Source organism: Agrobacterium sp. CMT1 (assembly GCF_037203725.1).
GTDB lineage: Bacteria > Pseudomonadota > Alphaproteobacteria > Rhizobiales > Rhizobiaceae > Agrobacterium > Agrobacterium pusense.
In genome coordinates, this window is sequence record NZ_JBBCAR010000017.1 from 181,193 (window position 1) to 206,469 (window position 25,277).

Genomic DNA, 25,277 nt, shown 5'->3' on the forward strand with positions numbered 1-25,277 from the left:
GGCTCAATCATGACCATTCACCCCTCTGCGCTCAGTGCCATCGGCAATACGCCGCTCATCCGTCTGAAAGCTGCTTCTGAAGCGACGGGGTGCGAAATCCTCGGCAAGGCGGAATTCCTCAATCCTGGCCAGTCCGTAAAGGATCGCGCCGCGCTCTACATCATCCGCGACGCCGAAAGGCGCGGACAATTGCGCCGGGGCGGCACCATCGTGGAAGGCACGGCGGGCAATACCGGCATCGGCCTTTCGCTGGTCGCCAATGCGCTCGGTTACAGGACGGTCATCGTCATTCCCGAAACGCAGAGCCAGGAAAAGAAGGACGCGCTGAAGCTTCTCGGCGCAAAGCTGGTCGAAGTCCCGGCAGCTCCCTACTCCAACCCGAACAATTACGTGAAAGTCTCCGGCCGGCTAGCGAGACAGCTTGCGGCGACGGACGAGAACGGCGCGATCTGGGCTAACCAGTTCGACAATATCGCCAACAGACAGGCTCATATCGAGACCACTGCTCCCGAAATATGGGACCAGACGGATGGCAAGGTCGACGGTTTCATCTGCGCGGTCGGCTCCGGCGGAACGCTGGCGGGTGTGGCGGACGGCCTTCGCGATTTCAATCCCGACATCAAGATCGGCCTTGCCGATCCCGAGGGAGCGGCCCTCTACGAATTCTATAAGAATGGCGTCCTGAAATCGGAAGGCACCTCCATCACGGAAGGCATCGGGCAAGGGCGCATCACCGCCAATCTCGAGGGTTTCACACCGGATTTCTCCTATCGCATTCCGGATGCGGAAGCGTTGCCCATCCTTTTCGATCTGGTAACGAAGGAAGGCCTGTGCCTCGGCGGCTCCACTGGCATCAATATCGCCGGCGCAATCCGGCTTGCCCGTGAGCTTGGTCCGGGGCATACAATCGTGACGATACTTTGCGACTACGGCAATCGTTATCAGTCGAAGCTCTTCAATCCAGAGTTCCTGCGGTCCAAGGGCCTTCCCGTTCCGCAGTGGCTGGCGACGAAAACCGATATTTCGGTTCCGTACGAAACCGTTTGAGGACATGCCGAAATGCCTGTGAATGCCCTGTTCCGTGACGATTTTTATCTTTCCACCGCAGAAGCGATCGTCACGGCGGTGCATGAGGACGGCGGCATCGAGTTCGACCAGACCTGTTTTTATGCCACCTCGGGCGGCCAGCCTGGCGATACCGGCTTTCTCGAGCGCGCTGATGGTTCGCGCATCGCGCTCGGAATTACAAAGCATGGCGCCGACAAGAGCGTCATCATCCATGTCCCGCTTGAGGATCAGCCGTCTCCTGAAGTCGGGGAAAAGCTGACGCTGCATGTGGACTGGCCGCGTCGTTACAAGTTGATGCGCATGCACACGGCCTGCCATCTGCTCTCCGTCGTCTGCCAATGGCCGATCACGGGAGCAGCCGTTGGTGAGGACGAGTCGCGTGTCGATTTCGACATGTCGGAGACTATTGACAAAGACGACGTAACCGCCAGGCTGATGGAACTGGTGAGATTCAATCATCCCGTTTTCCTGCAATGGATCACGGACGAGGAGCTTCAGGCCAATCCCGGCATTGTCAAATCCAAGAATGTGCGTCCGCCAATGGGCCTCGGTCGGGTCAGCCTCGTCTGCATCGGCGCAAATTCCAGCATAGACAGCCAGCCCTGCGGCGGCACCCATGTATCCGAAACGCAGGAAGTGGGCGATATTCACATTGCCAAGATAGAAAAGAAGGGCAAGGAGAACAGGCGGTTCCGCATTCGTTTCGGCGCGCCTGAAGCTGTTGCCTGAGATCGGGAGAGACATCGTGAGCACGGATAAGAGCCGTTTCGTCGTTTCGGCGGACTGGGTTGAGAAACAGCTCGGCACGCCCGGGTTTCGCATCGTCGATGCCTCCTGGTATCTGCCGGCGCATAAGCGCAACGGCGCAGAAGAATATGCGGCGGGTCACCTTCCTGGCGCCGTGTTCTTCGATCAGGATAAAATCGCCGATCACACGACCGGCCTGCCGCACTCCCTGCCCTCGCCTGAATTTTTCGCGGAACAGGCCGGCGCGCTCGGCCTCAGCGAGACCGATACGATCGTGGTCTATGATGGTCCGGGCTTCTTTTCCGCACCCCGCGTCTGGTGGATGCTGCGGGTAATGGGCGTGCACAAGGCCTATGTGTTGGATGGCGGCCTGGACGGCTGGAAGCGCGAAGGCCGGCCGCTGGAAACCGGCGCGCCGCAAATTGAGCCCACAACCTTCACACCCGATTTCAACGAAAAACGTGTGACCTCGCTTGGCACCATGCGCGGTATTGTCGACAGCGGCGAAAAGCAGATTGCAGATGCTCGCGGTGCCGGCCGCTTTACCGGCGAGGAGGCCGAGCCGCGTGCGGGCATGCGTTCGGGCCATATGCCCGGTGCACGCAGCCTGCCGGCGACAGCCTTTTCCGAAAACGGCCACTTCAAGGACCTTACGGCAATCCGCAAAATGGTGACCGATGCCGGCATCGATCTTACGAAGCCCGTCGTAACGAGCTGCGGTTCGGGTGTGACGGCAGCCGTCATTACCCTGGCGCTGGAATCGCTCGGTCATCAGGACAATTCTCTCTATGACGGCTCATGGTCGGAATGGGGCGGATTACAGGACACGCCGGTGGTTACCGGTCCGGCGGATGCGATCCCCACGCTGTCGCACGGCCCATTGAAGGCGCACGTGACGCAGCTCGAAATGACGGCACCGCCGAAGGTCAGCCTGCCGATCCCCGTCAACATCCAGACGGCGCTGATGCGGGTCAACAATATTCCCCTGCATTTTTACCGCTATCTGTACTGGCGGGTTGGAAAGCGATGGCATTGGCAAAAGCGCATGCGCAGGAGCGATACTGAACTTTCCGCCATCCTGCGCGATCCGAAAAACAGCGTTACGGTTCTTTATATGAACGGTGCGCCCGCCGGTTTCTTCGAGCTGAACAAGACAAGCGACGAGGTGACAGAGCTTTCCTATTTCGGGCTGCTCGAAGAAGCGATCGGCGCTGGTGTCGGCAAGTGGTTCCTGTTGCAGGCGCTTTACGCCGCCTGGCAGGACAATCCGCAGCGGGTGACGGTGACGACCAACACGCTCGACCATCCGCGCGCCTTGCAGCTCTACCAGATGATGGGCTTTTCGCCCGTGGGCACCTATGAGGCCTGGGTGGAGCCGTTGGCCGATACGGAGCTCCTGGAGATATCGCTACGCAATTGAGGGGTAGCGGTTTACGCGCCTTATCATCCCGTGTCGTTCACGGGAGGGATGGTAAAAAGGGACGCGGCCCTCACGCTTTGTCGATAATTAGATGTGTCGCGCCCTCGCCCGCCACCGCTCCCGTGCAGCGGTAACCGAGGGCGGGCAAATCCATGCCTTCGAATAATTGCTCGCCGCGCCCGAGAAAAACCGGCGCCAGCGCCAGATGCATCTCATCTATCAGGCGCGCCGTCACATATTGCCGGATAGTGGAAACCCCGCCGCCGATGCGGACATCCCTGCCATTTGCCGCCGCCAGCGCCATGTCGAGCGCCGCCTCGATGCCGTCGGTCACGAAATGGAAGACAGTACCGCCCTGCATCGTGAAGTACGGTCGCGCGTGATGCGTCAAGACGAAGACTGGAACATGATAAGGCGGCTCGTCGCCCCACCAGCCTTTCCAGTTTTCATCCGGCCATGCGCCGCGCACCGGCCCGAACATGTTGCGGCCTAAAATCCATGCTCCGATATTTTCAAAGCTCTTTTCGGAAAAATCCTCGTCGGTGCCGGTCGAGCCGCCGTCTTTACCGAACATGCGGTGAAAGGTGCGGGTCTTGAAGGCCCATTGGTGCAACTCTTCACCCTTCACTCCCAGCGGGTTCTGCAGACTTTGATCTGGTCCTGCCCCATATCCGTCAAGCGAGATGGCGAAATTGCGAACGACAACCTTCGGCACGGCACTCTCCTCCATCATGAGGAGGCCAGGCTATCCGCGACTGCAACCCTGGCCTCAGATTTCCCGTTCCAGATTAACCGCGGCAGTCGGGATCTGCCCGCCGGCTGCGCCCTTGTCTTCGGTGACCGTGTTCAATAGATGATCGGCAATGAGTTCCGCCTGGAACTTGCCGAGTTCATAACAATAGGTGATCTCTCGCTTTTCCGCCGACCAGTAGACATCGGGGCGACCGCATGACTTGGCCGTCAGCTTCACGTCCCCTTTCAGGCCATAACCGCCAAAGCTGCGGCTGATGAGATCGAGGACCTTCGATTCCTTGATCATGATGGCATAGGGTTCAAGTTCCGGATCGCGCGGCGGCACGTAGCTGACGGAGAACCTGGAAGGCGTCTGACTACGGTGGGGCGCGAGAAAATTCTCCCAGGCCGAAGCGACCGCCGGATAGGCCGCGGCGCATTTGTCAAATTCGGCATTGGGAAGCCCCATCATGGCGGCGAGATCGCCATAACCGTCCTTGTCGCGGCCCACCATCAGGCAGGCCATGTTGCGGTCGCGGCTCCTGTCGGGCACCAACGCGGAGAAGACAGGGGCTTCGTGCTCAGGAAGCGTCTCCGCCTCACGTGCGAGATACCAGCTGTCGGTGGCGTTCACGAGCGCGGTGTCAAGCCATTCTTCATTGGCCTGCAGGATCAGCGTTCCTGCCAGTTGGTCGGCCGGGGCCTGTACACTTCCCGTGTCCGCCGTGCCGAAATCCGAGATCAGCATGCGCGCGCCCTCATGGTAGAGCGAAAAAATCGCGTTGCCGATGACGAAATTGACCGCCTGCTGGAGCTGATCGTCGGACAGGCCGTCGAGACCGGAGGCGACCTGCGCCTCGGCATCAATCGGAGCCGTCAACGATACGAAAGCCAGCGGAACGGCGGCCAGAAAACGACGGAACATAAAATCAGACCTTCCGGGAACGAGGAGCGTCACTGATTCCCGAACCTAACGAGTCACGCAATGGGCTGGTTGCATCAGCTGTCAAGAATCGGGTGGATAGCAGCGCGTTTCGGGACCATAGCTGCAAAGAAGCAACGCCGATCCCAGCCAGAAGAGGCCGCCATGACCAATATCGTTTTCACCGCAATGCCGGCTAAGGACGCCGAGGATTTCCGCGCGGGCGCTGCCGATGCTTATGGCAATCGACCGGAAACAGCCGTTTCTCCAGGCGGCATGCCGTGTCGCCACTGCCTCGACCAGATCGGCGCGGGTGAAGCCATGCTCGTACTCGCCTACCGGCCGTTTCCCTCGCTGCAGCCCTACGCCGAGACGGGGCCGGTCTTCCTGCATGCCGAAGCCTGCGATCGTTATCCACTGACAGATCTCCTTCCGCCGATGCTGGACAGCCCCGACTATATCGTGCGCGGATATGGCGACGATGACCGTATTGTCTATGGCACGGGTGCGGTAACGGCCACCGGCGAGATCGTCTCGCGGGCGCGGGCACTTCTGGGGCGCGAAGACGTCGCCTATGTCCACGTCCGTTCCGCACGAAACAATTGTTACCAATGCCGTATCGCCAAAGCATAATCACAGCATTGTCTAGAATTTTAACCGAACGGCTAAACGGGTTTCAAACTTTTACAGGTTAATCTGCACCCATCGGAAACAATTGATTTGAGTAGCAAAATGACAAACAACCTCAATATGGCGACCCGGACCGCGCCTCGCAGCAAGACAAGGATCTTTGCGACTGTGCATTATTTCAGCCAGTCGACCAGAGGACGTGTCGTCGATCTGTCGGCAACCGGAATGGCGCTCGAGCTGGACGGGCCTTTCGCTGCCGCCAAGGGTAGCCGGGTCAAGGTGCAGAGTGAGGATCTGGGCTTCATCGAGGGCGTCGTGCAGTGGCAGCACATGAACCGTCTTGGCCTGCAGCTCAAGCTTTCCACCAACACGCTGGCGCAGCTCTCTTCCTACTTCCGTTTCTTCCACGAAGACGTGAAACCGACACTGGCCCGCTGATCCGGAGCATTACAATGCGCGGAACAAATGACGCGCATTTTCCAGTGCGGCGAGACCTGCGCCGCACGTCACTGACAAAAAATTTATCAAACGGTTGAAAACCGGCCCATCTGTCATGGGCCTGTCATTTTGGTGATGGACTCCTCTGCGATTGCTTCTACCCTGTCGTCTTTAAAGACAGAGCAAGCTTCATCCGAAGGAGTTCCCATGTCGTCGCTTCTCGCCCTCCACCCCATTACCCGGCGCTCGCTTCTGGGTGGCATTGCAGCCACTTCGGCGCTCGTGATGTTGCACCCTTTTGCTGCGCGTGCGGCGGCCAACCAGGCGCATCTGCGCATCATGGAAACGACCGACATCCATGTTCACGTCTTTCCCTATGATTATTACGCCGACAAGCCGAACGACACGATGGGTCTGGCGCGCACCGCCTCGATCATAGACACCATCCGCGCCGAAGCCGGGAACTCGATGCTGGTGGATAACGGCGACTTCCTGCAGGGCAACCCGCTCGGCGACTATATCGCCTATGAGCGCGGCATGAAGGCCGGCGACAAGCACCCTGTCATCAATGCCATGAACGTGTTGGGTTACGATTGCGGCACGCTCGGCAACCATGAATTCAATTACGGTCTCGACTATATGTCGAACACGCTGGCGGGTGCCGGTTTCCCCTATGTCTGCGCCAACCTCACCAAGGGGCAGCTGGCTTCCGATCCGAAGAACGACGAGCTGTTCTTCAAGCCCTATGTCATTCTGGAAAAACAGATCCGCGATGGCGGCGGCGTCACCAGCCCGGTCAAGGTCGGCATCATCGGTTTCGTGCCGCCTCAGATCATGATGTGGGATTCCAAGAATCTCGAGGGCAAGGCGCAGACGCGTGACATCGTCGAGGCGGCGAAAGCCTGGGTGCCTGTCATGAAGGAGGAAGGCGCGGATATCATCATCGCCCTTTCCCATTCCGGCATCGACGGCAAGGGCCAGACCGAGCGCATGGAAAACGCATCGCTGTATCTCGCAGCCGTTGAAGGCATTGATGCGATCTTCACCGGCCACCAGCACCTTGTTTTCCCCGGTCCGAAGACCTGGGACGGCATCGAGGGTGCGGATGCGGTCAAGGGTACGCTGATGGGCAAGCCGGCGGTCATGGCCGGCTTCTGGGGCTCCCATATGGGCCTTATCGACCTGCTGCTTGAAAAGGATGGCAAGAGCTGGAAGATCGTCGACTTCACCTCAGAAGCCCGCCCGATCTACCATCGCGATGAAAATCGCAAGGTCGTTGCTGACTATACCGACAAGCCGGAGGTTCTCGCCGCAGCCAAGGTGGATCACGAAGCGGCCCTTGCCTATGTGCGCCGCCCGGTCGGCAAGACATCCGCGCCGCTCTATTCCTATTTCGCGCTGGTGGCAGACGATCCGTCCGTGCAGATCGTCTCCAACGCCCAGACCTGGTACATCAAGGACATGCTGAAGGAAGGGCAGTATAAGGATCTGCCCGTGCTTTCGGCAGCGGCCCCCTTCAAATCGGGCGGTCGTGGCGGCGCGGATTATTACACCGATGTCCCCGCCGGTGACATCGCCATCAAGAACGTCGCCGATCTCTATCTTTATCCCAACACGGTGCAGGCAGTGCTGATCAACGGGGCGCAGGTGAAGAACTGGCTGGAAATGTCCGCCGGCATGTTCAATACGGTTGAGGCCGGTGCCAAGGATGCGCCACTGCTCAACCCAGACTTCCCGTCCTATAATTTCGACGTGATCGATGGCGTGACTTATCAGATCGACATTTCCAAACCGGCGAAATTTGACAAGGACGGCAAGGCGGTCAACCCGGACAGCAACCGCATCGTCAACCTGCAGTTCAATGGCAAGCCGATCGATCCCGAACAGAAATTCGTGGTTGCGACCAATAATTACCGTGCAAGCGGCGGCGGCAAATTCCCCGATATCGCCGGCGACAAGGTGATCTTCGTCGCGCCCGATACAAACCGCGACGTGATCGTGCGCTATATCATCGATCAGGGCACCATCAACCCGTCCGCGGATGCCAACTGGTCCTTTGCACCGGTGGAAAACACCACCGCCGTCTTCGAGACCGGGCCCAAGGGACGCCAATACGCAGCCGACATCAAGGGCGCCAGGATCGAGGATGCCGGCGACGGCGCGGAAGGTTTCGCGAAGTTCCGCCTGATTCTTTAACGACCGTGCCCTCCCGGCGACCTGTCGCCGGGAGGTATTTTCCTAGTCGCGCCCAGCCAACGCGCGTAACAGCATCGGCAGTTCCTGCGGCGGCTTCTGTTCGATACGCCGATAGTCGCTGCCGTCACGGTTACGGCGGATGAGTCTCAGGCCAACCATGTCGCGCCTCAGCATGGCCGCATCCCCGAACAGGTGCAGGCTATCCAGAAAGCTGCTGAATTCTCGCTCGGAAAAACTCTGCCCGGCGGGAATTTTTGCCCAGAGATACCAGAGGCACAGTTCCTGATGCGACCGGCGGGCCGGCCATTGCATCAGCCGGCCGGCGGCATCAAAGCCACGAACGGTCTTCAGCACCCTGCCCTCATTGACGGCTGGCAGCAGCTCAGGCTGAGCGGTTGCGCTTTCGGCGGAAAAGATGCGGTCAGCGCGCAGATGCTGGAAATTTCGAAAACCGGCGGCCCGGCTCAGAAGATTGAGCATCTCCACATGGCTCGGCTGGCGGTCCAGCCTGCCGATCTGCTCGCGCAAGGATTTGGCAAAGGTCGAGAGATCGGCGATATCAATGGAAAGGATCGAACGTGGCATGACTTACCCTCAAGTGCCATTCCGAAAAGGTGTCGCTGATCGCCGGCTTCCGACAAGGCACGGGATAAGTGCTGTCAAACCATATATATGCAGGTTTAGCTTCCCATGCGGGACGGCGATGCCTCGGTGAACTGCAGACCGTGATTAGGTATAGGCAGGCGATCCGCCCACGTCAATTGGCCTCTGCGGCATAGCGCCTAGGTTGCCGCGCGTTTCCTCTCCCAGCCGGGGCGAAGAAGCAGGCCCGGCCGGTCCACATATAATTAGCCAATATCACTCAGCGGCGACAGCAATGGACCTCTGTTTGCTGGCAGCAAGCATACCGTTGAAATCCTTATGGTTCGGGCATGCGGACAGGCGCTGCTGAAAAGCCTCGGCGAGCCATTGCCCCGCCGGACCCGCAGGCGAATCGACCCGTCGCAGTGCAAACAGCGGATATTCCCCCTGCTCATAGGCCTCGAGTTCGAGCGCCTTGAGGCTGCCATTGGTAAGATCGTTGCGGACGATCGATGCGGGCAGACCGCCCCAGCCGAGACCGCCCTTGATAAGCTGGTATTTGGTGGCGATGTCGCTGACCCGCCATGTCTTGTAGGAGAGAACATTGAAATCGCGGCCCTTGGTCAGGCCGGAGGCATCGGTGACGACAAGCTGAACCTCCTCGCGCACGTCGGCGAGAACCAGCGGGCGTTCGATCTGCGCCAGCGGGTGATCCGACGCGACGACCGGCAGCATGAAGGAATGGCCCACCTTTTCGACGACGAGCTCATCATCCTGGCGCAGCATCGCCCCACCAATGCCGATGCCTGCCTTGCGGGAGAGCACCATGTCCATGACCATGCCCAGCTCGCCAACATTGAGGCTGAGGGCTACGGTTGGGAATTGCGTGCGAAAATCCCGCAGCACAGCCACCACAGCCTCCGCCGGCACCATGGTGCTGATAGCTACAGAAAGTTCCGCTTCCAGCCCCTGTTTCAGCCCCTTGGCGCGGGCACGCATTTCCTGCAGGCCAGCGACGATGCGCCTTGCATCCTCCAGCATGGCGCGCCCTTCGTCCGTCAGCTTCGGCTGGCGCACCCCGTTGCGCTCGAAAAGCGTAACCTCAAGCTGCGCTTCGAGATTGGCGATGGTGTAACTGACCACCGACTGCGCACGATTGAGCGCCCGCGATGCGGCGGAAAAACTGCCGGTCTCGGCAACCGTCAAGAATACCTGCAATTGATCGAGCGTTGGGTTCGCGTCCATGTCCCATCCATTTCATCGATAGATTGCTTCCACATTATCACAGTTTTCTTGATGGCAGTAATTTTTCATATAGAGCGCAAAGGCAGGGCATCGTGCTCTCCCGCCCTCCCAAGGCGCCCGTCAATTCATCGCATATGCAAGGAAAAGACCATGTCCAACATTCTTCTCATCACCTCCAGCCCGCGCGGCGACGAATCGGTTTCGAACAAGTTCGCCGGTGAGCTCGCCAGCAAGCTGAAGGCCAAGTCGGCTTCCAACACCCTTGTCCACCGCGATCTCGCAGCTGACCCGATCCCGCATCTCGACACCGTCAAGACAGCCGCAATCCGCAAGGCACCCGATCAGCGCACGGCTGAAGAAGCGGTTGCAGCCGATTATTCCGACAAGCTCGTTGCAGAGCTTCTGGCCGCCGACACCGTCGTCATCGGCACCGGCCTCATCAACTTCAACATCTATTCCGGCCTGAAGTCGTGGATCGACAACGTCGCCCGCGCTGGCCAGACCTTCAAATACACCGAAACCGGCCCGGTCGGTCTCGCCACTGGCAAGAAGGTGTACATCGTCCTGGCGGCTGCCGGCGTTTACTCCGAAGGCCCGGCCGTTTCGATGAACCATGCCGTTCCCTATCTGAAGACCGTTCTCGGCTTCATGGGCATGACCGATGTGGAAGTGATCTACGTCGAGGGTCTGGCTTTCGGCCCCGAAGCCGTCGAGAAGGCTGTAGCGGCTGCCGAAGCCAAGGTGGAAGAACTGGCACAGGCCGCCTGAGGCATTCATTCAAAGGCAATCCCGGCATGACCGCCGGGTATTGACCGAGCTCCGTTCCGTAACGGCCGTGGACCCTGTCCCGGCCGTTATTCTTTGCCACGTAGGCCACGCACCTGATTCAAATAACAAAGCACAGAAATACTGCCCGTCCCTGAAGGCCGTAGCGTTCAGGCACTCAATGCAGCCGTCATCATTTTCCCGGGAAGAGAGATGAGCCGTTCTGATCGATAATCAGCTTCGCCTTGCGGATGGTGAACTCCACCGCATCATCGAGGCTGGTGAAGACGTCGGCCCGCACGAATTCATGCACCAGCACCTCGTCACCGGCCTTTTTTTCAATACGGCCAGCCAGGCGGAACTGGCCACCTTCCTTGATCGGGGTCGCATAGATCAGATAGTCGCCATGCGCATGCGGTTCTGCCTGCGCCGTCTTCTGCGGGGCGTCGGAAGACGGCTGGCCGGAGCCGAAGGCCGAGAGGATTTTGGAAAAAAACGATGCCATGGCTTGCACTCCCTCAATTCGTGTCACGTTTGAAGGGCGGATGACACCCGCCCTTCCCTGCCTCTTCCGATCAGATGATCAGGTTTGACAGGATGTCATTTTCGGTGATGTCCTCATAACCGAGACCGGCCGCTTCGAAGCGCTCCAGCAGGCCGGCGAAGTTCTCCTTCGCGCTGGTTTCGATGCCGATAAGGATCGAGCCGAAGTTGCGGGCCGATTTCTTCAGATATTCGAAACGGGCGATATCATCATCGGGCCCGAGCAGGTTGAGGAAATCGCGAAGCGCACCGGGACGCTGCGGCAGGCGCAGGATGAAGTATTTCTTCACGCCCGTGTAACGCATGGCGCGCTCCTTCACATCCGGCAGGCGCTCGAAATCGAAATTGCCGCCGGAAACCACGGCGACGACCGTTTTGCCTTCCAGCTTTTCACGGCCGAGCTTTTCCAGCGCGGCGATCGAGAGCGCGCCTGCGGGCTCCAGCACCACGCCTTCGAGATTCAGCATCTCGATGATCGTCACGCAGATAGCATTTTCCGGGATGAGCTGGACCTGATCGGCCGGAAAATCCTTCAGCGCCTTGAAGTTGAGGTCGCCGATGCGGGCGACGGCGGCGCCATCGACAAAATTATCGATCTTGTTCAGCGTCACCGGTTCGCCACGTTCGAGGCTTTTCTTCAGGCTCGGTGCGCCTTCCGGCTCGCAGAACACGAAGTTTTCCTTGCGGACCGTCCCGGCCAAAAATCCGGACAGGCCAGCCGAAAGACCGCCACCGCCGACAGGCATCACGACGATGTCAGGCTTAGTGCCATCCGGGAGCTGGTCCATGATCTCGGCGGCAACCGTCGCCTGGCCCTCGATGATATCCTCATGGTCGAACGGCGGCACCATGTAGCCGTCATTGTCCTGCACGTGCTGGCGGGCAGCAGCGTAACACTGGTCGAATATATCGCCCACCAGACGGATGGAGATGAACTCGCCGCCGAAGATGCGGGTCTTTTCGATCTTCTGCTGCGGTGTGGTCACCGGCATGAAAACAACGCCATGAACGCCGAAATGGCGGCAGGCGAAAGCAAAACCCTGGGCGTGGTTTCCAGCCGAAGCACAGACGAAAATCTTGCCCTTGCCGGCCTTGGCCACCGCCTTGCGAAGAAAATTGAATGCGCCTCTAATCTTGTAGGAACGAACCGGGGACAGATCCTCACGCTTCAGCCAAATCGACGCGCCATACCGACGGCTGAGATGTTCATTCAACTGCAGCGGCGTTTCCGGGAATATTTCCCGCACTTCCCGCCGCGCTGCTTCCACAAGCTGCTTGTCCACGATAGTCAATCCATTGAAATTCATAATGGCACCCGCTATGCCATAGGAAGGCGTCCGAGACAAAGACTCATTTCAGCGCGGCCACGAACTCCGGGTTTCATTTCTTGAACAGTAACCTTCTGCGCTCGGTCATATATGTAGCGTCCATCTTCGGGCTCTATCTCGCCACGGCCATGTTCCTGCCCGCACTGACGGATCTTTATTACGGCAATGACGACTGGATGGTGTTCGCGCTTTCCGGCTTCATGTGTGGCGGCTTCGCGCTCGCCTGCGCGCTCGCCACGCGCGGGCCGATCGCTTCGTTCAACAAGCGTTTCGGCTTTTTGCTCGTCAACCTGCTCTGGCTGGTGTTTTCCATCGTCGGTGCAGTGCCGCTTTATCTGTCCGAACTCGGCCTGACGCCCGGCCAGGCGCTTTTCGAGTCCGTCTCCGCCATCACGACGACCGGATCCACAGCCATTTCGGGTCTCGACAATGCGCCGCAGGGTATTCTCCTGTGGCGGTCGCTGCTGTGCTGGCTCGGCGGCATCGGTATTGTCGCACTCGGCCTCTTCATCCTGCCGCTGCTGCGCGTCGGCGGCATGACCTTCTTCCGCATGGAATCCTCCGACACCGGCAACGACCGCCCCTTCGCCCGGCTGGCAAGCTTCACCCGGGCTTTCGTGGCGATCTACATCGTCATGACGCTCGCCTGTACCATCGCTTATGATTTTGCCGGCATGTCGCATTTCGATGCGCTGAACCATGCCATGTCGACGGTTGCGACGGGCGGCTTCTCCACCCATGACGCTTCCTTCGCCTATTTCAACAATACGGCGCTGCTGTGGATCGCCACCATCTTCCTCATCTTCGGCAGCCTGCCGTTCTCGGTCATGATCCTGCTCGCCGTGCGGCGCCGGCTGGAGACGCTGCGCGACCCGCAGATCGCCGTCTTCCTCGGCTACCTCTGTGCGATCTCGGTTGCCGTTGGTGTCTACCACCATTTCAGGAACGGCGTGCCGCTGGATGATGCGCTCAGCCATTCCTTCTTCAACATGACTTCCATCCTGTCGACCGGCGGCTTTGCCAGCGATGACTACACGCTGTGGGGGCCCTTCGTCGTCGTCGTTGCCTTTTTCGCCACTTTCATGGGCGGCTGCTCGGGCTCGACGGCCGGCGGCATCAAGGCCTATCGTTTTCTCATCATCTTCAACGTGGCGCGGGCCGGGCTCAAGAAGCTGATCTATCCGAACGCCGTCTATTCCGTGCGCTACGGCCAGCAGGTGGTCGATCCGGAAACCATCCGCACCATCTTTCTCTTCATCAGCTGTTTCATCGCACTTTGGATTGCCGGCAGTCTGGCCATGAGCCTGATGGGCTATGATTTCCTCACCGCCACCTCGGCTGTGGCGACCTCGCTTGCCAATGTCGGCCCCGGCATCGGCCCGATCATCGGCCCGGCAGGCAATTTCTCCACGATCAGCGAACCGGCGCTCTATCTCCTGTCGATCCTGATGCTGCTGGGGCGTCTGGAAATCCTGACGGTTCTGGTGCTGCTGATGCCGATTTTCTGGAAGAGCTGAAATCACTGGCTTTTGGCGAATAAAGCGCTTGACCTTCCCACGTTGGAATAGTCCACGCTCTCCCTGTTACGAATTCCCAATCACGGAGAACCGCCTATGTGCACCGCTCACCAGCATCACCCGGAAACCACTGCCGCACCCGTCAATGCCGACCTTTCTTTCCACGTTGAAGACATGACCTGCGGGCACTGCGCCGGTGTGATCAAGGGTGCGATCGAGAAGACCGTTCCCGGCGCTGCCGTACATGCCGATCCGGCAAGCCGCACAGTCGTGGTTGGCGGCATCTCCGATGCGGCACGTATCGCAGAAATCATCACCGCGGCTGGGTACACGCCGGAAGCACGCGCCTGATCAGACGAGATACCGGCGGCGCTTTCATACAGCCGCCGCCGGATCGCACTGCCTGCCCCGCTTCGCGCTGAATTGTGTGACGGGTTTGGACGGCATCCATCCCTCTCTCCTCCCGGACGGCAAACGCCCTCTCCCTTTCAATCAAGGGTGACGGAGGAGGTTTTCCCTGTTTAATGAAACGAATCCGCCTCCTCCGTCGTTCCGGCCCTGAGCCGGAATCCAGCTGACGTGCGTCTGCACGGCGGGAAGACTCCTTTAAGTCCAAGGACCTGGGCTGGCTGGATTCCGGCACAGGGCCGGAATGACGGCGGAGAGGTTCAGGGGCCTTCTCATAAAAGAGACCCGGCTCTTGCGAACCGGGCCACACCTCGTCAGCAATGTCACATTGGCTTATTTCACCGCCAGATCCTTGGTCATGATGAAGTAGTTGATCGGATGCGGCTTGAAGTTCTCGACCTTGTCCGAATAGGCATCGAAAGCCGTCTCGTGGATGAGGTAGACGGTGACCGCTTCATCGTAAACCCTCTTCGCCGCCTCGGCATAGATGGCGTAACGCTTGGCCGGCTCGGCTACCGCATAGGCCGATTTGATCAGCTTGTCCGTCTCTTCGCTGCAATAATGCGAGATGTTGTAACCGCCTGTGCAGGTGTAGTCGGCGTTCAGGAAACCGATCGGCTCTGCAACGTCAGTGGCGTAACCGCGCGACAGAAGAACCATGTCGAAGTTGCCGGACAGGAGATCGGGCTCGATCGCTGTGTAATCGGCAACGCGAACATCGACCTTGATGCCGATTTCCTGCAACTGGGCCTGGATAACAGCGGCAACATCCTTGAGTTCGGTTCTTTCCGTGTAGGCGAGAAGCGTCAACTTCAGGCTGCCGGGAGCAACTCCGGCCTCTTTCAGCAGAGCCTTTGCCTTCTCCAGGTCATAAGCGGGTGTGACGTCTTGCGGCGCCCACGGCTCACCCGGTGCGAAGGGCATCGTTGCGGGCTTTACCACGCCTTCATAGATGCTGTCCGCAATACCGGCGGTATCGATGGCAGCCCGGATCGCCTGCCGAACCTTGATATCCTTGAAAGGCGCCTTTGAATTATTGAGCAGCATTTCGGTGATCCGCGGCACGGTGATCGGCGCAACCTTGACGCCCTTGGCCGCTTCAACGGTCTTCACCGTCCAGGGCGGGATCATGCGCGAAATCTGCACTTCACCGCTTCTTATCTGGGTGGCGCGCGTATCGGCGTCCGGAATAAAGTTCACGCGGCCGCCCGAAAGCTTCGGCATACCGGCCCAATAGTCATGGTTTGCGGTCAGCTCCATATACTGGTTGGCATCGACCTTGGTAATCTTGAAGGGTCCGGTGCAGGTTCCGATCGGATCGACCTTGCCATCCTTATAGGCTGAAGGCGCGAGGATCGACGTTGCCGGACTTCCCATTTGCGCCGGCAGCAGCACCGATGGCTCGATGGTCGTGATCTTCACGATATCGTCACCATCGGCATCAACAGCGGCGATCAGCTTGGGCGAGAAGGCGCGCGCCGGAACAGGCGCTTTCAGAAGATTGGTGAGTGCATTGACCGCGGCTGCGGCATTGAGCGGCTCACCATTCTGGAATTGCACACCCTTGCGCAGCTTGAATTCCCAGACCTTCGGCGCGGTCTGCGTCCAGGATTCGGCAAGGCCAGGCTCCAGTGTCGCGTCATAACCGACACGAACCAGACTTTCGAAACATCCCGCCCGCGAGCCGAGATAGGCATCGTCGGAAGCCATCTGCCAGCCGGTCTTGACGCCGGTATAATCGTCATAGGTGATCGTTCCGGCTGTCGCCGCATGTGCCCCGAATGAGACAACAACGGCGCACGTCGCCAAAAGTGCGTGCTTCATCATAGAAAATTCCCCTTTTATTTTTGATGACAACGCTCACATCTCTTACATTTTCTCGAAAATTCGCTTATTCCATAAAATTACAACAATAATACCCTATGGATATCTTTCGATTATCCATTCGAATATCATCTATTTTACGTTTTATACTCGGAATTTTATTCCGATATTAAGCTTCAAACACACAATTCATCTGTTTTTACAGCACCAGAGAACTGTAGCTGCGTCGTCCTTCAACCCAGTTCCTGCCAGCGGTGGCAACGCGCGAAATGCTCGCCGGAAACGCCTTCCAGAACGGGTTCTACCTCTCCGCATATTGCGGTCGCGTATTTGCAGCGCGTGTGGAATTTGCATCCGTCGGGAGGATTGAGAGGGCTCGGCAGATCACCGTCCAGGAGCATTTCCGGTGCATACAACCCCGTCTCGTCCAGCATCGACGATGCAATGAGGGCCTTGGTGTAGGGATGCTTCGGCGTCCGGAAAAGCTCTTCACGGTCGGCGATTTCAACGACGCGCCCGAGATACATTACCGCGATGCGATCGCACAGATAACGCACCACACGCAGGTCATGGGAAATCATCAGAACCGTCAGACCGTGGCGACGCTTCATGTCCATCAGGAGGTTCAGTATCTGCGTGCGCATGGAGGCGTCGAGTGCCGATGTCGGCTCATCGCAAACGAGGAAACTCGGATTGAGAAGAAGTGCGCGCCCTATGACGACGCGCTGCAGTTGCCCGCCGGAACACTGGCTGGGATAACGATCGTAAAATGAGGCATCGAGACCGACCTCCTCCAGCATCCGGAAAACCCGCGTCGCGCGTTCCTCGCGAGAGCCGATGCCGTGCTGGGCAAGCGGTGCTTCCATGCTTTGCCCGATGCGCATACGGGGATCGAGTGCCGAATAGGGATCCTGAAACACCAGTTGCACGACCCGACGCATCCGCCGAAGCTCTTCGCCCTGGATTTGCAGTATATTATGATTACCGATGCTGACCTCGCCTTTCGTCGCGTTCGTCAGCCGCGTTATCAATCCGGCGACGGTGCTTTTGCCGCAGCCGGATTCGCCGACGAGGCCCAGAACCTCGCCTTCGCCGATCGTCAGCGACACATCGTCAACGGATTTCACCACCCGGTGACCAAAGCCTGATATGGGATAATATTTGCAAAGATTTTTGGCAATCACATAGGGTCGGCTGTCGCTGCCGGCCGATGGCGTGGCCTGTTTCATCGTTGGCGATAACATCGTCACCTCCTTCAGCACATTGCGTGGCCAGCATGATCATGGTTGACCTGCTCGTCACCCACTGCCCAGCACCGGGCCTTGCGTCCTTCCGGCAGGGCATTCAGATTCGGTTCGGCTGCCATGCAGCGGCTGCCCATGCCGGCGGATTTGGCGAGCGCGCAGCGCGGGTGAAACCGGCAGCCGCAGGACATGTCGTGGGCCTGCGAACTGGAGCCGGGGATTGTCAGCAACTGCCCCTCGCCGTCAGTGGTCAGAAGCGAGCAGCTGATGAGTGCCTTGGTATAGGGATGCTGCGGCGCCTTGAGAATCGCCTGGGTGGGCCCTTCCTCCACGATGCGGCCGGCATACATGACCGCGATCCGGTCCGCGAATGCGGCGACAACCGATAGATCATGGGTGATGAGCAGCGTGGCCAGCCGGCGCTTGCGGCGCTCGTCATCAAGCAGGCGCAATATCTGTGCCTGAACGGTGACATCGAGCGCTGTCGTCGGCTCGTCGGCGATCAGCAGTTGCGGATTGCCTGAGAGTGCCGCGGCGATCATGACACGTTGCGCCATGCCGCCGGAAAGTTCGTGCGCGAAGCATTGCGCCCGTGCAGACGGGTCGGGAATGCCGACATCGGACAGAAGGCCGACGACCCGGTTGAGAGCGGCGTGCCGGCTCATCTTGCGATGGACCCATAGCGGTTCGGCAACCTGCGTCCTCACCCGGCTGGTGGGATCCAGCATGGCCTGTGGCTGCTGAAACAGCATACCGATATCTGCGCCGCGCAACGCGTCGAGTTCGGCGGATGACAGGGCGAGAATATCACGCCCGGCAAAGGAAATTCGGCCGGAGTTGATTTCCGCACCCTGTGGCAGGAGCCGCATCAGCGATAGCGCCGTCATGCTCTTGCCGGATCCGGACTCGCCGACGAGAGCGACAACTTCCCCGGCATTGACGGAAAGCGTCAGCCCGGAGATGACGAATTTCCGGCCATGTTGCGCCGGCACCGAAACGTGCAGGTCCTCAATTTCCAGAAGCGGTGCGCATTCGGAAGACATGGCCGTACTGGCATGCGTGTGTCCTTCGATATTCATAAGAGTTCCCCTTATTTTTATTGAATCGGAGGCATTTACGGATTTTCATGCGGCTTCAGACGATATTACTCTCCTTCATTGTTCGTGGCGTCATCTATGTTTGACGGCAGTCAAATCGACCATTGCCCCTTCGCGGGCGTCAATGACCGCTCGTTTTCTTGGTTTCAAGGTTGAGGCCATGGCCGATCCAGGTCACGCTGAGCGCCGCCAGGAAAATCGCCAGACCCGGTGCGATAACCAGAACGGGCATGCGTTCGGCGTAGGCCTGCGCATCGGACAACATCAGCGCCCAGTCGGCGGCCGGCGGTTGTACGCCGAGCCCCAGAAATGACAGTCCGCCCACCGTGATCAGCTTGTGGCCGAACCGCAGGAACGCGACAGCGGCAATGGGCCAGATCGTGTTGGGAATAATATGCCGGAAGATGATGAAGCTCCGCGTACATCCAAGCACCTCTGCCGCGCGGATATATTCACGGGAATTGATCGAAAGCGTCAGTCCCCGTGCCAGCCGTGCGAAAGGCGTCCAGCCAACGATGGTCAGCGAGGCGATCAGTGTGCCGTATCCGGGCCCGAAGATGGCGACGAGGAAAATCGCGATCACGACATCTGGTATGGCTATGAGCAGGTCCACGATGCGCATCAAAATCTGATCGACTATGCCGCGGCTGCGGCCGCTGACGATGCCGATCAAGGCTCCTATCACGACCGAGAGAATGACGGTGATCGCGGCGATGGTAACCGTGAAACGGCCGCCTATGAGCAGACGGCTGAGCACATCACGCCCCAGATGGTCCGTTCCGAGCCAATGGGCGGCGCTCGGCGCGTTCAGCCGCAGGCGAAGGTTCTGCTGCGCCGGATTATAAGGCGAAATCCACGGCGCAATGATGAGCAGCAGGATGATGGCGAGAAAGATCGCCGATCCCGCATAGAAGGTCCAGTGCCGCCGGCGAATGAAATCCATGAACCGGTTGAGTGTCGAGGGGCGTCTGGGCGCGGTCATCGTCATGGCGGCAGCCTGTGGAAAGTGACTAATGGTCATGGCGACCTCGCATTGCCGGATTGATCAGGACATAGAAGCTGTCGGCCAGGGTATTGATCAGGATGGAAAGAGCGACGATGCAGATGAAGCCGCCCTGCAGCATCGGGATGTCGCGGTTGACCACCGCATCGTAGAGAAGCCGACCCATTCCGGGGATGGCGAAGATCACCTCCACCACCACCGATCCGCCCAGCAGGCCCGCAAGCCACAGGGCAAAAAACGTGACTACCGGAAGCGAGCCGTTGCGGATGCCGTGCCGCATGACCGTGCCATGCATGCCCAGCCCGCGGCTGCGCGCCGCCGTGATATAAGGGGCGCGTAAAACTTCGGCCATCGCCGCGCGCGTCACCTGCGTGAAATAGGCGAGCGGTCGCAGGGTCAGCGTCAGCGCAGGAAGGACCAGCGAACGCCAGCTGTCCCATCCCGCGGAGGGCAGCCAGCCAAGATAGAGGGCAAAGACGAGCGCAGACATGGGCGCGAACCAGTATTCGGGCGTGGCGACGAAGGTCTGGATCATCAGCGTCGCGAAATTGTCCAGCCTTCCGCCGGGACGCATTGCGGCAAGCGTGCCGAGCGGCAGGGCAACGGCCACCGCTATTGCCAGCGCCGTCAGCGCCAGTGTCACCGACACGCCGAGGGAACGCAAAAGCTCACCGGCGACGGGTTGGCTGCTGGTGAAGGAGAAGCCAAGGTCACCGCGTAACGCGTTCGACAGCCAGGCGAAATATTGCACATAGAGCGGACGGTCGAGCCCGAGGCTGGTTCTCAGCGCTTCAACGGCGTGTGGATCAAGCGCCGTATCACGCATGCGCGAAAACAGGATGGTACGGGCCGGATCGCCACCGGCCATATAGGGCAAAAGAAACGCGATGACGGAGACGATCGCCAACATCAGGCACAGGATAAGGAAGCGCTGTAATATCTGTATCCACATGGCTGATCTCCTTCACCGCATTGGCATTTTTACCGCAATAGACGACGTCCACGATTGGAACGGCCGCTCATTTCGCAAGGCGCTGTAGTTCCGCTACCGGGCCGGACGTGCCCTTCAACATGCCCGACCGTTTCGGCACCACCGCCGCCGGGATGAAATCGGGATCTTCCGATTGCGCCAGATCCTGAATGATCGGACACTCCGGCTCGCCATTATCCGGGCAATAGGTCGCCAGATGGCGGAGCGTATCGGCCATGTCGCGAAGCGTTTGCATCTTGGCTTCGAGATCGACGACGTGTTCCATGACGATGCGTTTGACGTCGCAGGAGGCGCCGCCGGGATCACGCCACAAGGTCATGAGCTGCCTTATCTTTTCGATTGAAAAACCGAGGTCGCGGCCGCGCCTTATAAAGCGCAGTGTTTCCAGATCATTGGCCGTATAGACCCGGTAGCCGGAATCGGTGCGGCTCGCCGATTTGATCAGGCCGATCGTCTCGTAATGTCTGATCATCTTTGCAGAAACGCCGGATGCGGTGGCGGCTGTGCCGATGTTCATGGATCCTGCTCCTATCTTTCCGGGGTGGACAACAGATCTGCATCACTGTCGGAGAGCGCGTCAGCGCCATTCAGCCAGCCGATCACCACGTCGCTTAATGGTATGGCTCGGCATGCAAGCGTCAGGCCATCTGCTTTCTCTTCCTCAGTCAGCGAAAAAGGCGTGTGCTTGAGAAGGTCGACCTCACCGGAGACCAGCCTCGACTTGCAGGCCCCACAGCGGCCCATGCGACAGCCGTTCGGGTAAGCGATGCCCGCTGCCAGGGCGGCCTGAAGGACAGTCTCGCCCTCCGCCACCGCGATGCTGCGATCGATCTGCGGCAAGTGGATGGACCGGGGGAGCGCCATTGTGTCCCCTCCTATTCCGCTGCTGCGAGCTGCAAGCCCGCGGGTCTGTCCGTGAGCGGCGCACGGAAACTTTTCAGGCGCAGCGCGTTCGTCAGGACAAAGACGCTGGAAAGTGCCATTGCGCCGGCAGCAAGGACGGGTGACAGCAACACGCCGTTGACAGGATACAATATTCCGGCCGCCACCGGAACGAGCGCGGCGTTGTAAGCGAAGGCCCAGAACAGGTTCTGGCCGATATTGCGGATCGTGGCCTTGGACAGGGCGATGGCATTGGCCACACCGCGCAGATCGCCCGACATCAGCACCACATCGGCGCTCTCAATCGCGACATCCGTGCCCGTTCCGATGGCGAGGCCGACATCGGCTGCCGCAAGCGCCGGTGCATCGTTGATGCCATCGCCTACGAAGGCGACCCGGCGCCCACCGGCGGCAAGCCTTTTGACGGCTTCCACCTTGCCGTCCGGCAGCACTTCCGCCACCACCTCGTCAATACCGAGGCGATGGGCGATGGCCTCTGCGGTGCGGCGATTGTCACCCGTGATCATCGTTACCTTGAGGCCGAGCGCATGCAGCGCCGCGATCGCCTCCGGGGTCGTCTGCTTCACCGGATCGGCCACTGCGATAATCGCGGCCAGCCTGCCGTCGACTGCAGCATAAAGCGGCGACTGCCCTTCCCTGCCCAGCCGGTCTGCTTCATGCGCAAACATCGCGGTATCGTAACCGAGCTTCGCCATGAACCGGTCCGCGCCCGCTTCAACCCTGCGCCCTTCAACCACCGCCGCCACGCCAAAACCCGGCGTTGCCTCGAAACCTTCCGCATCGGCAAGCGCCAGGCCGCCATGTTTCGCGGCTTCGACGATCGCCTCCGCAATCGGGTGTTCGGATCGGGTTTCGAGGGATGCCACAAGGCGCAGCACCTCATCGGCACCGAAGCCCTCGGTCGTTGTAAAATGCACCAGTTTCGGCCTGCCGAGCGTCAACGTGCCGGTCTTGTCGACGGCGATCACCTCGGCATCGCGGAGCGTCTGGAGCGCATCACCGCGCCGGAACAGCACGCCCATCTCGGCGGCGCGGCCAGTGCCGACCATGATCGAGGTAGGCGTGGCAAGGCCCATGGCACAGGGACAGGCGATGATGAGAACCGCAACCGCATTGACGAGCGCGAAGGTCAGAGCCGGATCCGGGCCGAAGAAGAACCACACGAGGAAGGTGGCGGCTGCGGCCAGCATCACCGCCGGCACGAACCAGTTGGTGACCTTGTCGACCAACGCCTGAATGGGCAGCTTGTCGGCCTGTGCTTCCTCGACCATGCGGATGATCTGGGCGATCAGCGTATCGGCGCCCACATTGGTGGCGCGGAAGGTGAAAGAGCCGTTGCGGTTCACCGTACCGCCCACGACCTCGGAACCCGCCGTTTTCGTAACCGGCACGGGTTCGCCGGTTATCATCGATTCATCGACATAGGACGAGCCACTGAGGATCACGCCATCGACCGGCACTTTCTCGCCAGGACGGACAATGATCACATCACCGGCGCGCACATCCTGCAACGGCACATCCACGGTTTCACCGTCGCGTAACACCCGCGCCGACTTGGCCTGCAACCCGAGCAATCGCTTTATCGCCTCGCTGGTGCGGCCTTTGGCGCGCGCTTCAAGGAACCGGCCAAGGAGGATGAGCGTGACGATGACAGCAGCGGCCTCGTAATAGACATTCGCCGTGCCGCGCGGCAATATTTCGGGCAGGAAGGTTGCGACAACCGAAAATCCCCAGGCGGCGGCGGTGCCCAACACGACAAGCGAGTTCATATCCGGCGCGAGCCGCAGAAGTGCGGGTATGCCTTTTTTGAAGAAACGCAGACCCGGTCCAAAGAGTACCAGCGTCGTCAGAACGAATTGCAGATACCAGCTTTCCCGCATGCCGACCGTTTCCATCACGATGTCGTGGATCGCGGGGACAAGATGCGAGCCCATTTCCAGAACGAAGACTGGCAGGGTCAAAGCAGCGGCCACGGCCAGGTTGATTTTCAGGCTGCGCAACTCCACGGCGCGTCGGTCCTGTTCCACTTCGCCGGCCCTGTCGGCGACGATTTCCTTCGCCGTGTAACCCGCCCGTCTGATCGCCTCCCCCAAGGTGGCGGTAGAAGCGGCATTGCCGGCGACGCGGATGGTGGCGCGCTCGGTCGCCAGGTTGACGCTCGCTTCCGAAACACCGGAAACAGCCTTCAGGGCCTTTTCAACACGGCCTACACAGGAGGCGCATGTCATACCCTCAATATCAAGCTCTATGGTTTTTTCTTCGACGCCATAGCCGGCATTCCGCACCGCCGCGATCACGGCCGGCACGTCAGGTGATCCGGAAAAAGAGATGTCAGCGCGTTCCGTCGCAAGATTGACCGAAGCCTTGAGAACCCCGGGCACCCTAGCGATCGCCTTTTCAACGCGGCCGACGCAGGAGGCGCATGTCATGCCATCGATCGCAATCTGATGGCTCGCCCGGATCTCCATTTGTGACATGCGTATGACCCCTCTTTTCTCATTTAAAAAAAGATAGGGCTTCCCATCGTGGCAAGGTCAATAGGTTCTTTCGGGTGATTTCAACGGAAAAATGCCGCCTTCGTAATCAAGCACACTTTTAAGGCAATCCTGCGGATCTCAGCGCCAACCATGCCGAAAACCTGGAAAATTCGGCATAAAATCCCTTCATACGCAGGAAAGCCGCAGGGAAGCAAAAAAGAAAATTTTATCGGGGGTATGGTGCGGACGGCGGGACTTGAACCCGCAAGACCAATGGTCGGCAGATTTTAAGTCTGCTGCGTCTACCGATTTCGCCACGTCCGCATTGCGGCGCCATGAACCGTTTGGGGTCAAGTCGCTGCAAAAATGCTGTCATCGTTCAGGTGGCCGGCGCAAAGGCCGACCTTAAACACGACCGCGCCTCATCTACACAGTCCGGGCCGTTTCGGTCAACGGGGCCTCAGCCACACCAGGACTGATTTTTTCCCGAGAGCGGATGGGCCAGACCTTCGCGCACAAGCTGATCGGCGAAGGAGACGCCGGAACGCGAAAGGCGTGTCCGTTCCGTAGCTTGCCCGCCCGCAGCACCGGTAGATGCGACATCGAAGGCGCCGGCGTTCAGCATTTCGCGAAGCCTGACTTTCGCAATGAAACCGCGCTGGCGTTCTTCCATGCAGCGCGCCCGGTCGATCTGCGGAACCTCGATGCCGGCGAGCTGCATTTTCACGCCCTTCATCCAGAAGGTGTTGCCATCGGCCACGCAATTGTTGAGGCCGGAGCGGCCGCAAAAGGCAAAAGTGCCGCTTTTTTCGCCGAGCGAGACCTTTTCGACTGACGGGCGGGTTTCCGGCAGGATAGCTGCGACCTTGTTCTGAGAGACCGTGGGTGGCATGGCGATGGGGCGTGGCGGAACCGGTGCGTTGCCGGGCAGGATGGGGGCAGCAGGGCGCATGGCCGCGACTTTCTCGGAGGTAACCGCCTCGCGCTTGGCCGCCGTCGTGACTTTAGGAGCGTTGGCTGCCGAAGACGTCGCCTTCGCAACAGCCCGCTGCGGCAAAAGACTATCGCGATGTTCGTAGGCCTGAATGCCGCCGGCAACCACACCCAGCATCAGCACCCAGGGCCAAACGCTACCGCCACTCGATTTCTTCGCCGTGCGGCGTCGCGCTGTCGATTTTCGGTTGCTCACGGTCGGAC

23 protein-coding genes, 1 tRNA gene and 1 pseudogene are annotated in these 25,277 nt (G+C 59.6%); 9 read left to right on the forward strand and 16 right to left on the reverse strand.

Going from position 1 to position 25,277, the window contains the following annotated elements; genetic code table 11:
• Window positions 1-9 precede the first annotated feature (9 nt).
• Genes WA845_RS20305 through sseA form a run of 3 tightly spaced genes read left to right on the forward strand, consistent with a single transcriptional unit; the run spans window position 10 to window position 3,235 of the window.
• Window positions 10-1,047 carry a cysteine synthase A gene (locus WA845_RS20305; RefSeq protein WP_006697960.1) on the forward strand — a complete coding sequence of 346 codons (1,038 nt, stop codon included), beginning with the start codon at window positions 10-12 and terminating at the stop codon, window positions 1,045-1,047.
• 12 nt (window positions 1,048-1,059) lie between these two features.
• The gene (locus tag WA845_RS20310; RefSeq protein ID WP_112555034.1) at window positions 1,060-1,797 is read left to right on the forward strand and encodes an alanine--tRNA ligase-related protein; all 738 of its coding nucleotides are present in this window, start codon (window positions 1,060-1,062) and stop codon (window positions 1,795-1,797) included.
• A 16-nt stretch (window positions 1,798-1,813) separates the two neighbouring features.
• Window positions 1,814-3,235, forward strand: coding sequence for a 3-mercaptopyruvate sulfurtransferase (gene sseA, locus WA845_RS20315; RefSeq protein ID WP_112555036.1), 1,422 nt, complete (start codon window positions 1,814-1,816; stop codon window positions 3,233-3,235).
• Between the two features lie 70 nt (window positions 3,236-3,305).
• Here sseA and WA845_RS20320 read toward each other — a convergent pair whose 3' ends face one another.
• A complete protein-coding gene (locus tag WA845_RS20320; RefSeq protein WP_112555144.1) occupies window positions 3,306-3,950 on the reverse strand; it encodes a dihydrofolate reductase family protein in 645 nt (214 codons plus the stop codon).
• 54 nt (window positions 3,951-4,004) lie between these two features.
• Complete coding sequence (locus tag WA845_RS20325; protein WP_112555038.1) at window positions 4,005-4,892, reverse strand: DUF4344 domain-containing metallopeptidase; 888 nt, start codon at window positions 4,890-4,892, stop codon at window positions 4,005-4,007.
• 162 nt (window positions 4,893-5,054) lie between these two features.
• Between WA845_RS20325 and WA845_RS20330 the strand changes: the two genes are divergently transcribed.
• The 3 genes from WA845_RS20330 (at window position 5,055) to WA845_RS20340 (ending at window position 8,153) form a co-directional block, all read left to right on the forward strand.
• Window positions 5,055-5,522 carry a DUF1203 domain-containing protein gene (locus tag WA845_RS20330; protein ID WP_022556003.1) on the forward strand — a complete coding sequence of 156 codons (468 nt, stop codon included), beginning with the start codon at window positions 5,055-5,057 and terminating at the stop codon, window positions 5,520-5,522.
• Between the two features lie 99 nt (window positions 5,523-5,621).
• Window positions 5,622-5,957 carry a PilZ domain-containing protein gene (locus tag WA845_RS20335; RefSeq protein ID WP_004441225.1) on the forward strand — a complete coding sequence of 112 codons (336 nt, stop codon included), beginning with the start codon at window positions 5,622-5,624 and terminating at the stop codon, window positions 5,955-5,957.
• Between the two features lie 207 nt (window positions 5,958-6,164).
• Window positions 6,165-8,153, forward strand: a complete 1,989-nt coding sequence (locus WA845_RS20340; RefSeq protein ID WP_337322545.1) for a bifunctional 2',3'-cyclic-nucleotide 2'-phosphodiesterase/3'-nucleotidase — start codon at window positions 6,165-6,167, stop codon at window positions 8,151-8,153.
• A 42-nt stretch (window positions 8,154-8,195) separates the two neighbouring features.
• Here the strand turns inward: WA845_RS20340 and WA845_RS20345 are convergent, their stop codons facing one another.
• Both WA845_RS20345 and WA845_RS20350 read right to left on the reverse strand, forming a co-directional pair.
• A complete protein-coding gene (locus WA845_RS20345; RefSeq protein WP_112555040.1) occupies window positions 8,196-8,738 on the reverse strand; it encodes a DUF2087 domain-containing protein in 543 nt (180 codons plus the stop codon).
• A 273-nt stretch (window positions 8,739-9,011) separates the two neighbouring features.
• Window positions 9,012-9,980 carry a LysR family transcriptional regulator gene (locus WA845_RS20350; RefSeq protein ID WP_006697950.1) on the reverse strand — a complete coding sequence of 323 codons (969 nt, stop codon included), beginning with the start codon at window positions 9,978-9,980 and terminating at the stop codon, window positions 9,012-9,014.
• A 150-nt stretch (window positions 9,981-10,130) separates the two neighbouring features.
• Between WA845_RS20350 and WA845_RS20355 the strand changes: the two genes are divergently transcribed.
• Window positions 10,131-10,748, forward strand: a complete 618-nt coding sequence (locus WA845_RS20355; RefSeq protein ID WP_006697949.1) for an FMN-dependent NADH-azoreductase — start codon at window positions 10,131-10,133, stop codon at window positions 10,746-10,748.
• A gap of 190 nt (window positions 10,749-10,938) precedes the next feature.
• On the opposite strand, the gene WA845_RS20360 is transcribed toward WA845_RS20355, so the two are convergent.
• Both WA845_RS20360 and ilvA read right to left on the reverse strand, forming a co-directional pair.
• The gene (locus tag WA845_RS20360; protein ID WP_004441218.1) at window positions 10,939-11,250 is read right to left on the reverse strand and encodes an HlyU family transcriptional regulator; all 312 of its coding nucleotides are present in this window, start codon (window positions 11,248-11,250) and stop codon (window positions 10,939-10,941) included.
• 70 nt (window positions 11,251-11,320) lie between these two features.
• Window positions 11,321-12,595, reverse strand: a complete 1,275-nt coding sequence (gene ilvA, locus WA845_RS20365) for a threonine ammonia-lyase (RefSeq protein WP_004441216.1) — start codon at window positions 12,593-12,595, stop codon at window positions 11,321-11,323.
• 80 nt (window positions 12,596-12,675) lie between these two features.
• On the opposite strand from ilvA, the gene WA845_RS20370 reads away from it, so the two are divergent.
• Together WA845_RS20370 and WA845_RS20375 are read left to right on the forward strand one after the other, a co-directional pair.
• A complete protein-coding gene (locus WA845_RS20370) occupies window positions 12,676-14,133 on the forward strand; it encodes a TrkH family potassium uptake protein (RefSeq protein WP_004441214.1) in 1,458 nt (485 codons plus the stop codon).
• Window positions 14,134-14,229: 96 nt separating this feature from the next.
• Window positions 14,230-14,484, forward strand: a complete 255-nt coding sequence (locus tag WA845_RS20375; protein WP_004441212.1) for a heavy-metal-associated domain-containing protein — start codon at window positions 14,230-14,232, stop codon at window positions 14,482-14,484.
• A gap of 390 nt (window positions 14,485-14,874) precedes the next feature.
• Here the strand turns inward: WA845_RS20375 and WA845_RS20380 are convergent, their stop codons facing one another.
• The 10 genes and pseudogenes from WA845_RS20380 to WA845_RS20425 all read right to left on the reverse strand — a co-directional run bounded on the left by WA845_RS20380 (window position 14,875) and on the right by WA845_RS20425 (window position 25,269).
• On the reverse strand, window positions 14,875-16,368 hold the full coding sequence (locus tag WA845_RS20380) for an ABC transporter substrate-binding protein (protein WP_107339767.1): 1,494 nt from the start codon (window positions 16,366-16,368) through the stop codon (window positions 14,875-14,877).
• A gap of 230 nt (window positions 16,369-16,598) precedes the next feature.
• Window positions 16,599-17,609 (reverse strand): oligopeptide/dipeptide ABC transporter ATP-binding protein, encoded by a 1,011-nt coding sequence (locus WA845_RS20385; RefSeq protein WP_112555044.1) that lies wholly within the window; start codon window positions 17,607-17,609, stop codon window positions 16,599-16,601.
• Window positions 17,610-17,620: 11 nt separating this feature from the next.
• Entirely contained in the window at window positions 17,621-18,688 is a 1,068-nt protein-coding gene (locus tag WA845_RS20390; protein WP_045534244.1) for an ABC transporter ATP-binding protein, read from the reverse strand.
• A gap of 139 nt (window positions 18,689-18,827) precedes the next feature.
• On the reverse strand, window positions 18,828-19,727 hold the full coding sequence (locus tag WA845_RS20395; RefSeq protein ID WP_051634363.1) for an ABC transporter permease: 900 nt from the start codon (window positions 19,725-19,727) through the stop codon (window positions 18,828-18,830).
• Window positions 19,717-20,661: an ABC transporter permease gene (locus tag WA845_RS20400; RefSeq protein WP_004441204.1), complete on the reverse strand. Its 945-nt coding sequence runs from the start codon at window positions 20,659-20,661 to the stop codon at window positions 19,717-19,719. Before WA845_RS20400 ends, WA845_RS20395 begins: the two co-directional genes overlap by 11 nt.
• Window positions 20,662-20,728: 67 nt before the next feature.
• Window positions 20,729-21,217, reverse strand: coding sequence for a Cu(I)-responsive transcriptional regulator (cueR, locus tag WA845_RS20405; protein WP_072494285.1), 489 nt, complete (start codon window positions 21,215-21,217; stop codon window positions 20,729-20,731).
• Between the two features lie 47 nt (window positions 21,218-21,264).
• Window positions 21,265-21,564: pseudogene (locus tag WA845_RS20410) on the reverse strand (2Fe-2S iron-sulfur cluster-binding protein); the annotation flags it as partial.
• A gap of 11 nt (window positions 21,565-21,575) precedes the next feature.
• Window positions 21,576-24,080: a heavy metal translocating P-type ATPase gene (locus WA845_RS20415; protein ID WP_162719208.1), complete on the reverse strand. Its 2,505-nt coding sequence runs from the start codon at window positions 24,078-24,080 to the stop codon at window positions 21,576-21,578.
• A 238-nt stretch (window positions 24,081-24,318) separates the two neighbouring features.
• Window positions 24,319-24,404, reverse strand: a tRNA-Leu gene (locus WA845_RS20420).
• 136 nt (window positions 24,405-24,540) lie between these two features.
• Window positions 24,541-25,269, reverse strand: a complete 729-nt coding sequence (locus WA845_RS20425) for a thermonuclease family protein (protein WP_022555991.1) — start codon at window positions 25,267-25,269, stop codon at window positions 24,541-24,543.
• Between the last annotated feature and the right edge of the window lie 8 nt (window positions 25,270-25,277).

What these genes read in the sequence shown, in the direction of transcription:
- WA845_RS20305 (WP_006697960.1), top strand. Translation starts at nt 10, where the DNA reads ATGACCATTCACCCCTCTGCGCTCAGTGCCATCGGCAATACGCCGCTC.
- WA845_RS20310 (WP_112555034.1), top strand. Translation starts at nt 1,060, where the DNA reads ATGCCTGTGAATGCCCTGTTCCGTGACGATTTTTATCTTTCCACCGCA.
- WA845_RS20325 (WP_112555038.1), bottom strand. Translation starts at nt 4,892, where the DNA reads ATGTTCCGTCGTTTTCTGGCCGCCGTTCCGCTGGCTTTCGTATCGTTG.
- WA845_RS20330 (WP_022556003.1), top strand. Translation starts at nt 5,055, where the DNA reads ATGACCAATATCGTTTTCACCGCAATGCCGGCTAAGGACGCCGAGGAT.
- WA845_RS20335 (WP_004441225.1), top strand. Translation starts at nt 5,622, where the DNA reads ATGACAAACAACCTCAATATGGCGACCCGGACCGCGCCTCGCAGCAAG.
- WA845_RS20340 (WP_337322545.1), top strand. Translation starts at nt 6,165, where the DNA reads ATGTCGTCGCTTCTCGCCCTCCACCCCATTACCCGGCGCTCGCTTCTG.
- WA845_RS20345 (WP_112555040.1), bottom strand. Translation starts at nt 8,738, where the DNA reads ATGCCACGTTCGATCCTTTCCATTGATATCGCCGATCTCTCGACCTTT.
- WA845_RS20350 (WP_006697950.1), bottom strand. Translation starts at nt 9,980, where the DNA reads ATGGACGCGAACCCAACGCTCGATCAATTGCAGGTATTCTTGACGGTT.
- WA845_RS20355 (WP_006697949.1), top strand. Translation starts at nt 10,131, where the DNA reads ATGTCCAACATTCTTCTCATCACCTCCAGCCCGCGCGGCGACGAATCG.
- WA845_RS20360 (WP_004441218.1), bottom strand. Translation starts at nt 11,250, where the DNA reads ATGGCATCGTTTTTTTCCAAAATCCTCTCGGCCTTCGGCTCCGGCCAG.
- ilvA (WP_004441216.1), bottom strand. Translation starts at nt 12,595, where the DNA reads ATGAATTTCAATGGATTGACTATCGTGGACAAGCAGCTTGTGGAAGCA.
- WA845_RS20375 (WP_004441212.1), top strand. Translation starts at nt 14,230, where the DNA reads ATGTGCACCGCTCACCAGCATCACCCGGAAACCACTGCCGCACCCGTC.
- WA845_RS20380 (WP_107339767.1), bottom strand. Translation starts at nt 16,368, where the DNA reads ATGATGAAGCACGCACTTTTGGCGACGTGCGCCGTTGTTGTCTCATTC.
- WA845_RS20385 (WP_112555044.1), bottom strand. Translation starts at nt 17,609, where the DNA reads ATGTTATCGCCAACGATGAAACAGGCCACGCCATCGGCCGGCAGCGAC.
- WA845_RS20390 (WP_045534244.1), bottom strand. Translation starts at nt 18,688, where the DNA reads ATGAATATCGAAGGACACACGCATGCCAGTACGGCCATGTCTTCCGAA.
- WA845_RS20395 (WP_051634363.1), bottom strand. Translation starts at nt 19,727, where the DNA reads ATGACCATTAGTCACTTTCCACAGGCTGCCGCCATGACGATGACCGCG.
- WA845_RS20400 (WP_004441204.1), bottom strand. Translation starts at nt 20,661, where the DNA reads ATGTGGATACAGATATTACAGCGCTTCCTTATCCTGTGCCTGATGTTG.
- cueR (WP_072494285.1), bottom strand. Translation starts at nt 21,217, where the DNA reads ATGAACATCGGCACAGCCGCCACCGCATCCGGCGTTTCTGCAAAGATG.
- WA845_RS20415 (WP_162719208.1), bottom strand. Translation starts at nt 24,080, where the DNA reads ATGTCACAAATGGAGATCCGGGCGAGCCATCAGATTGCGATCGATGGC.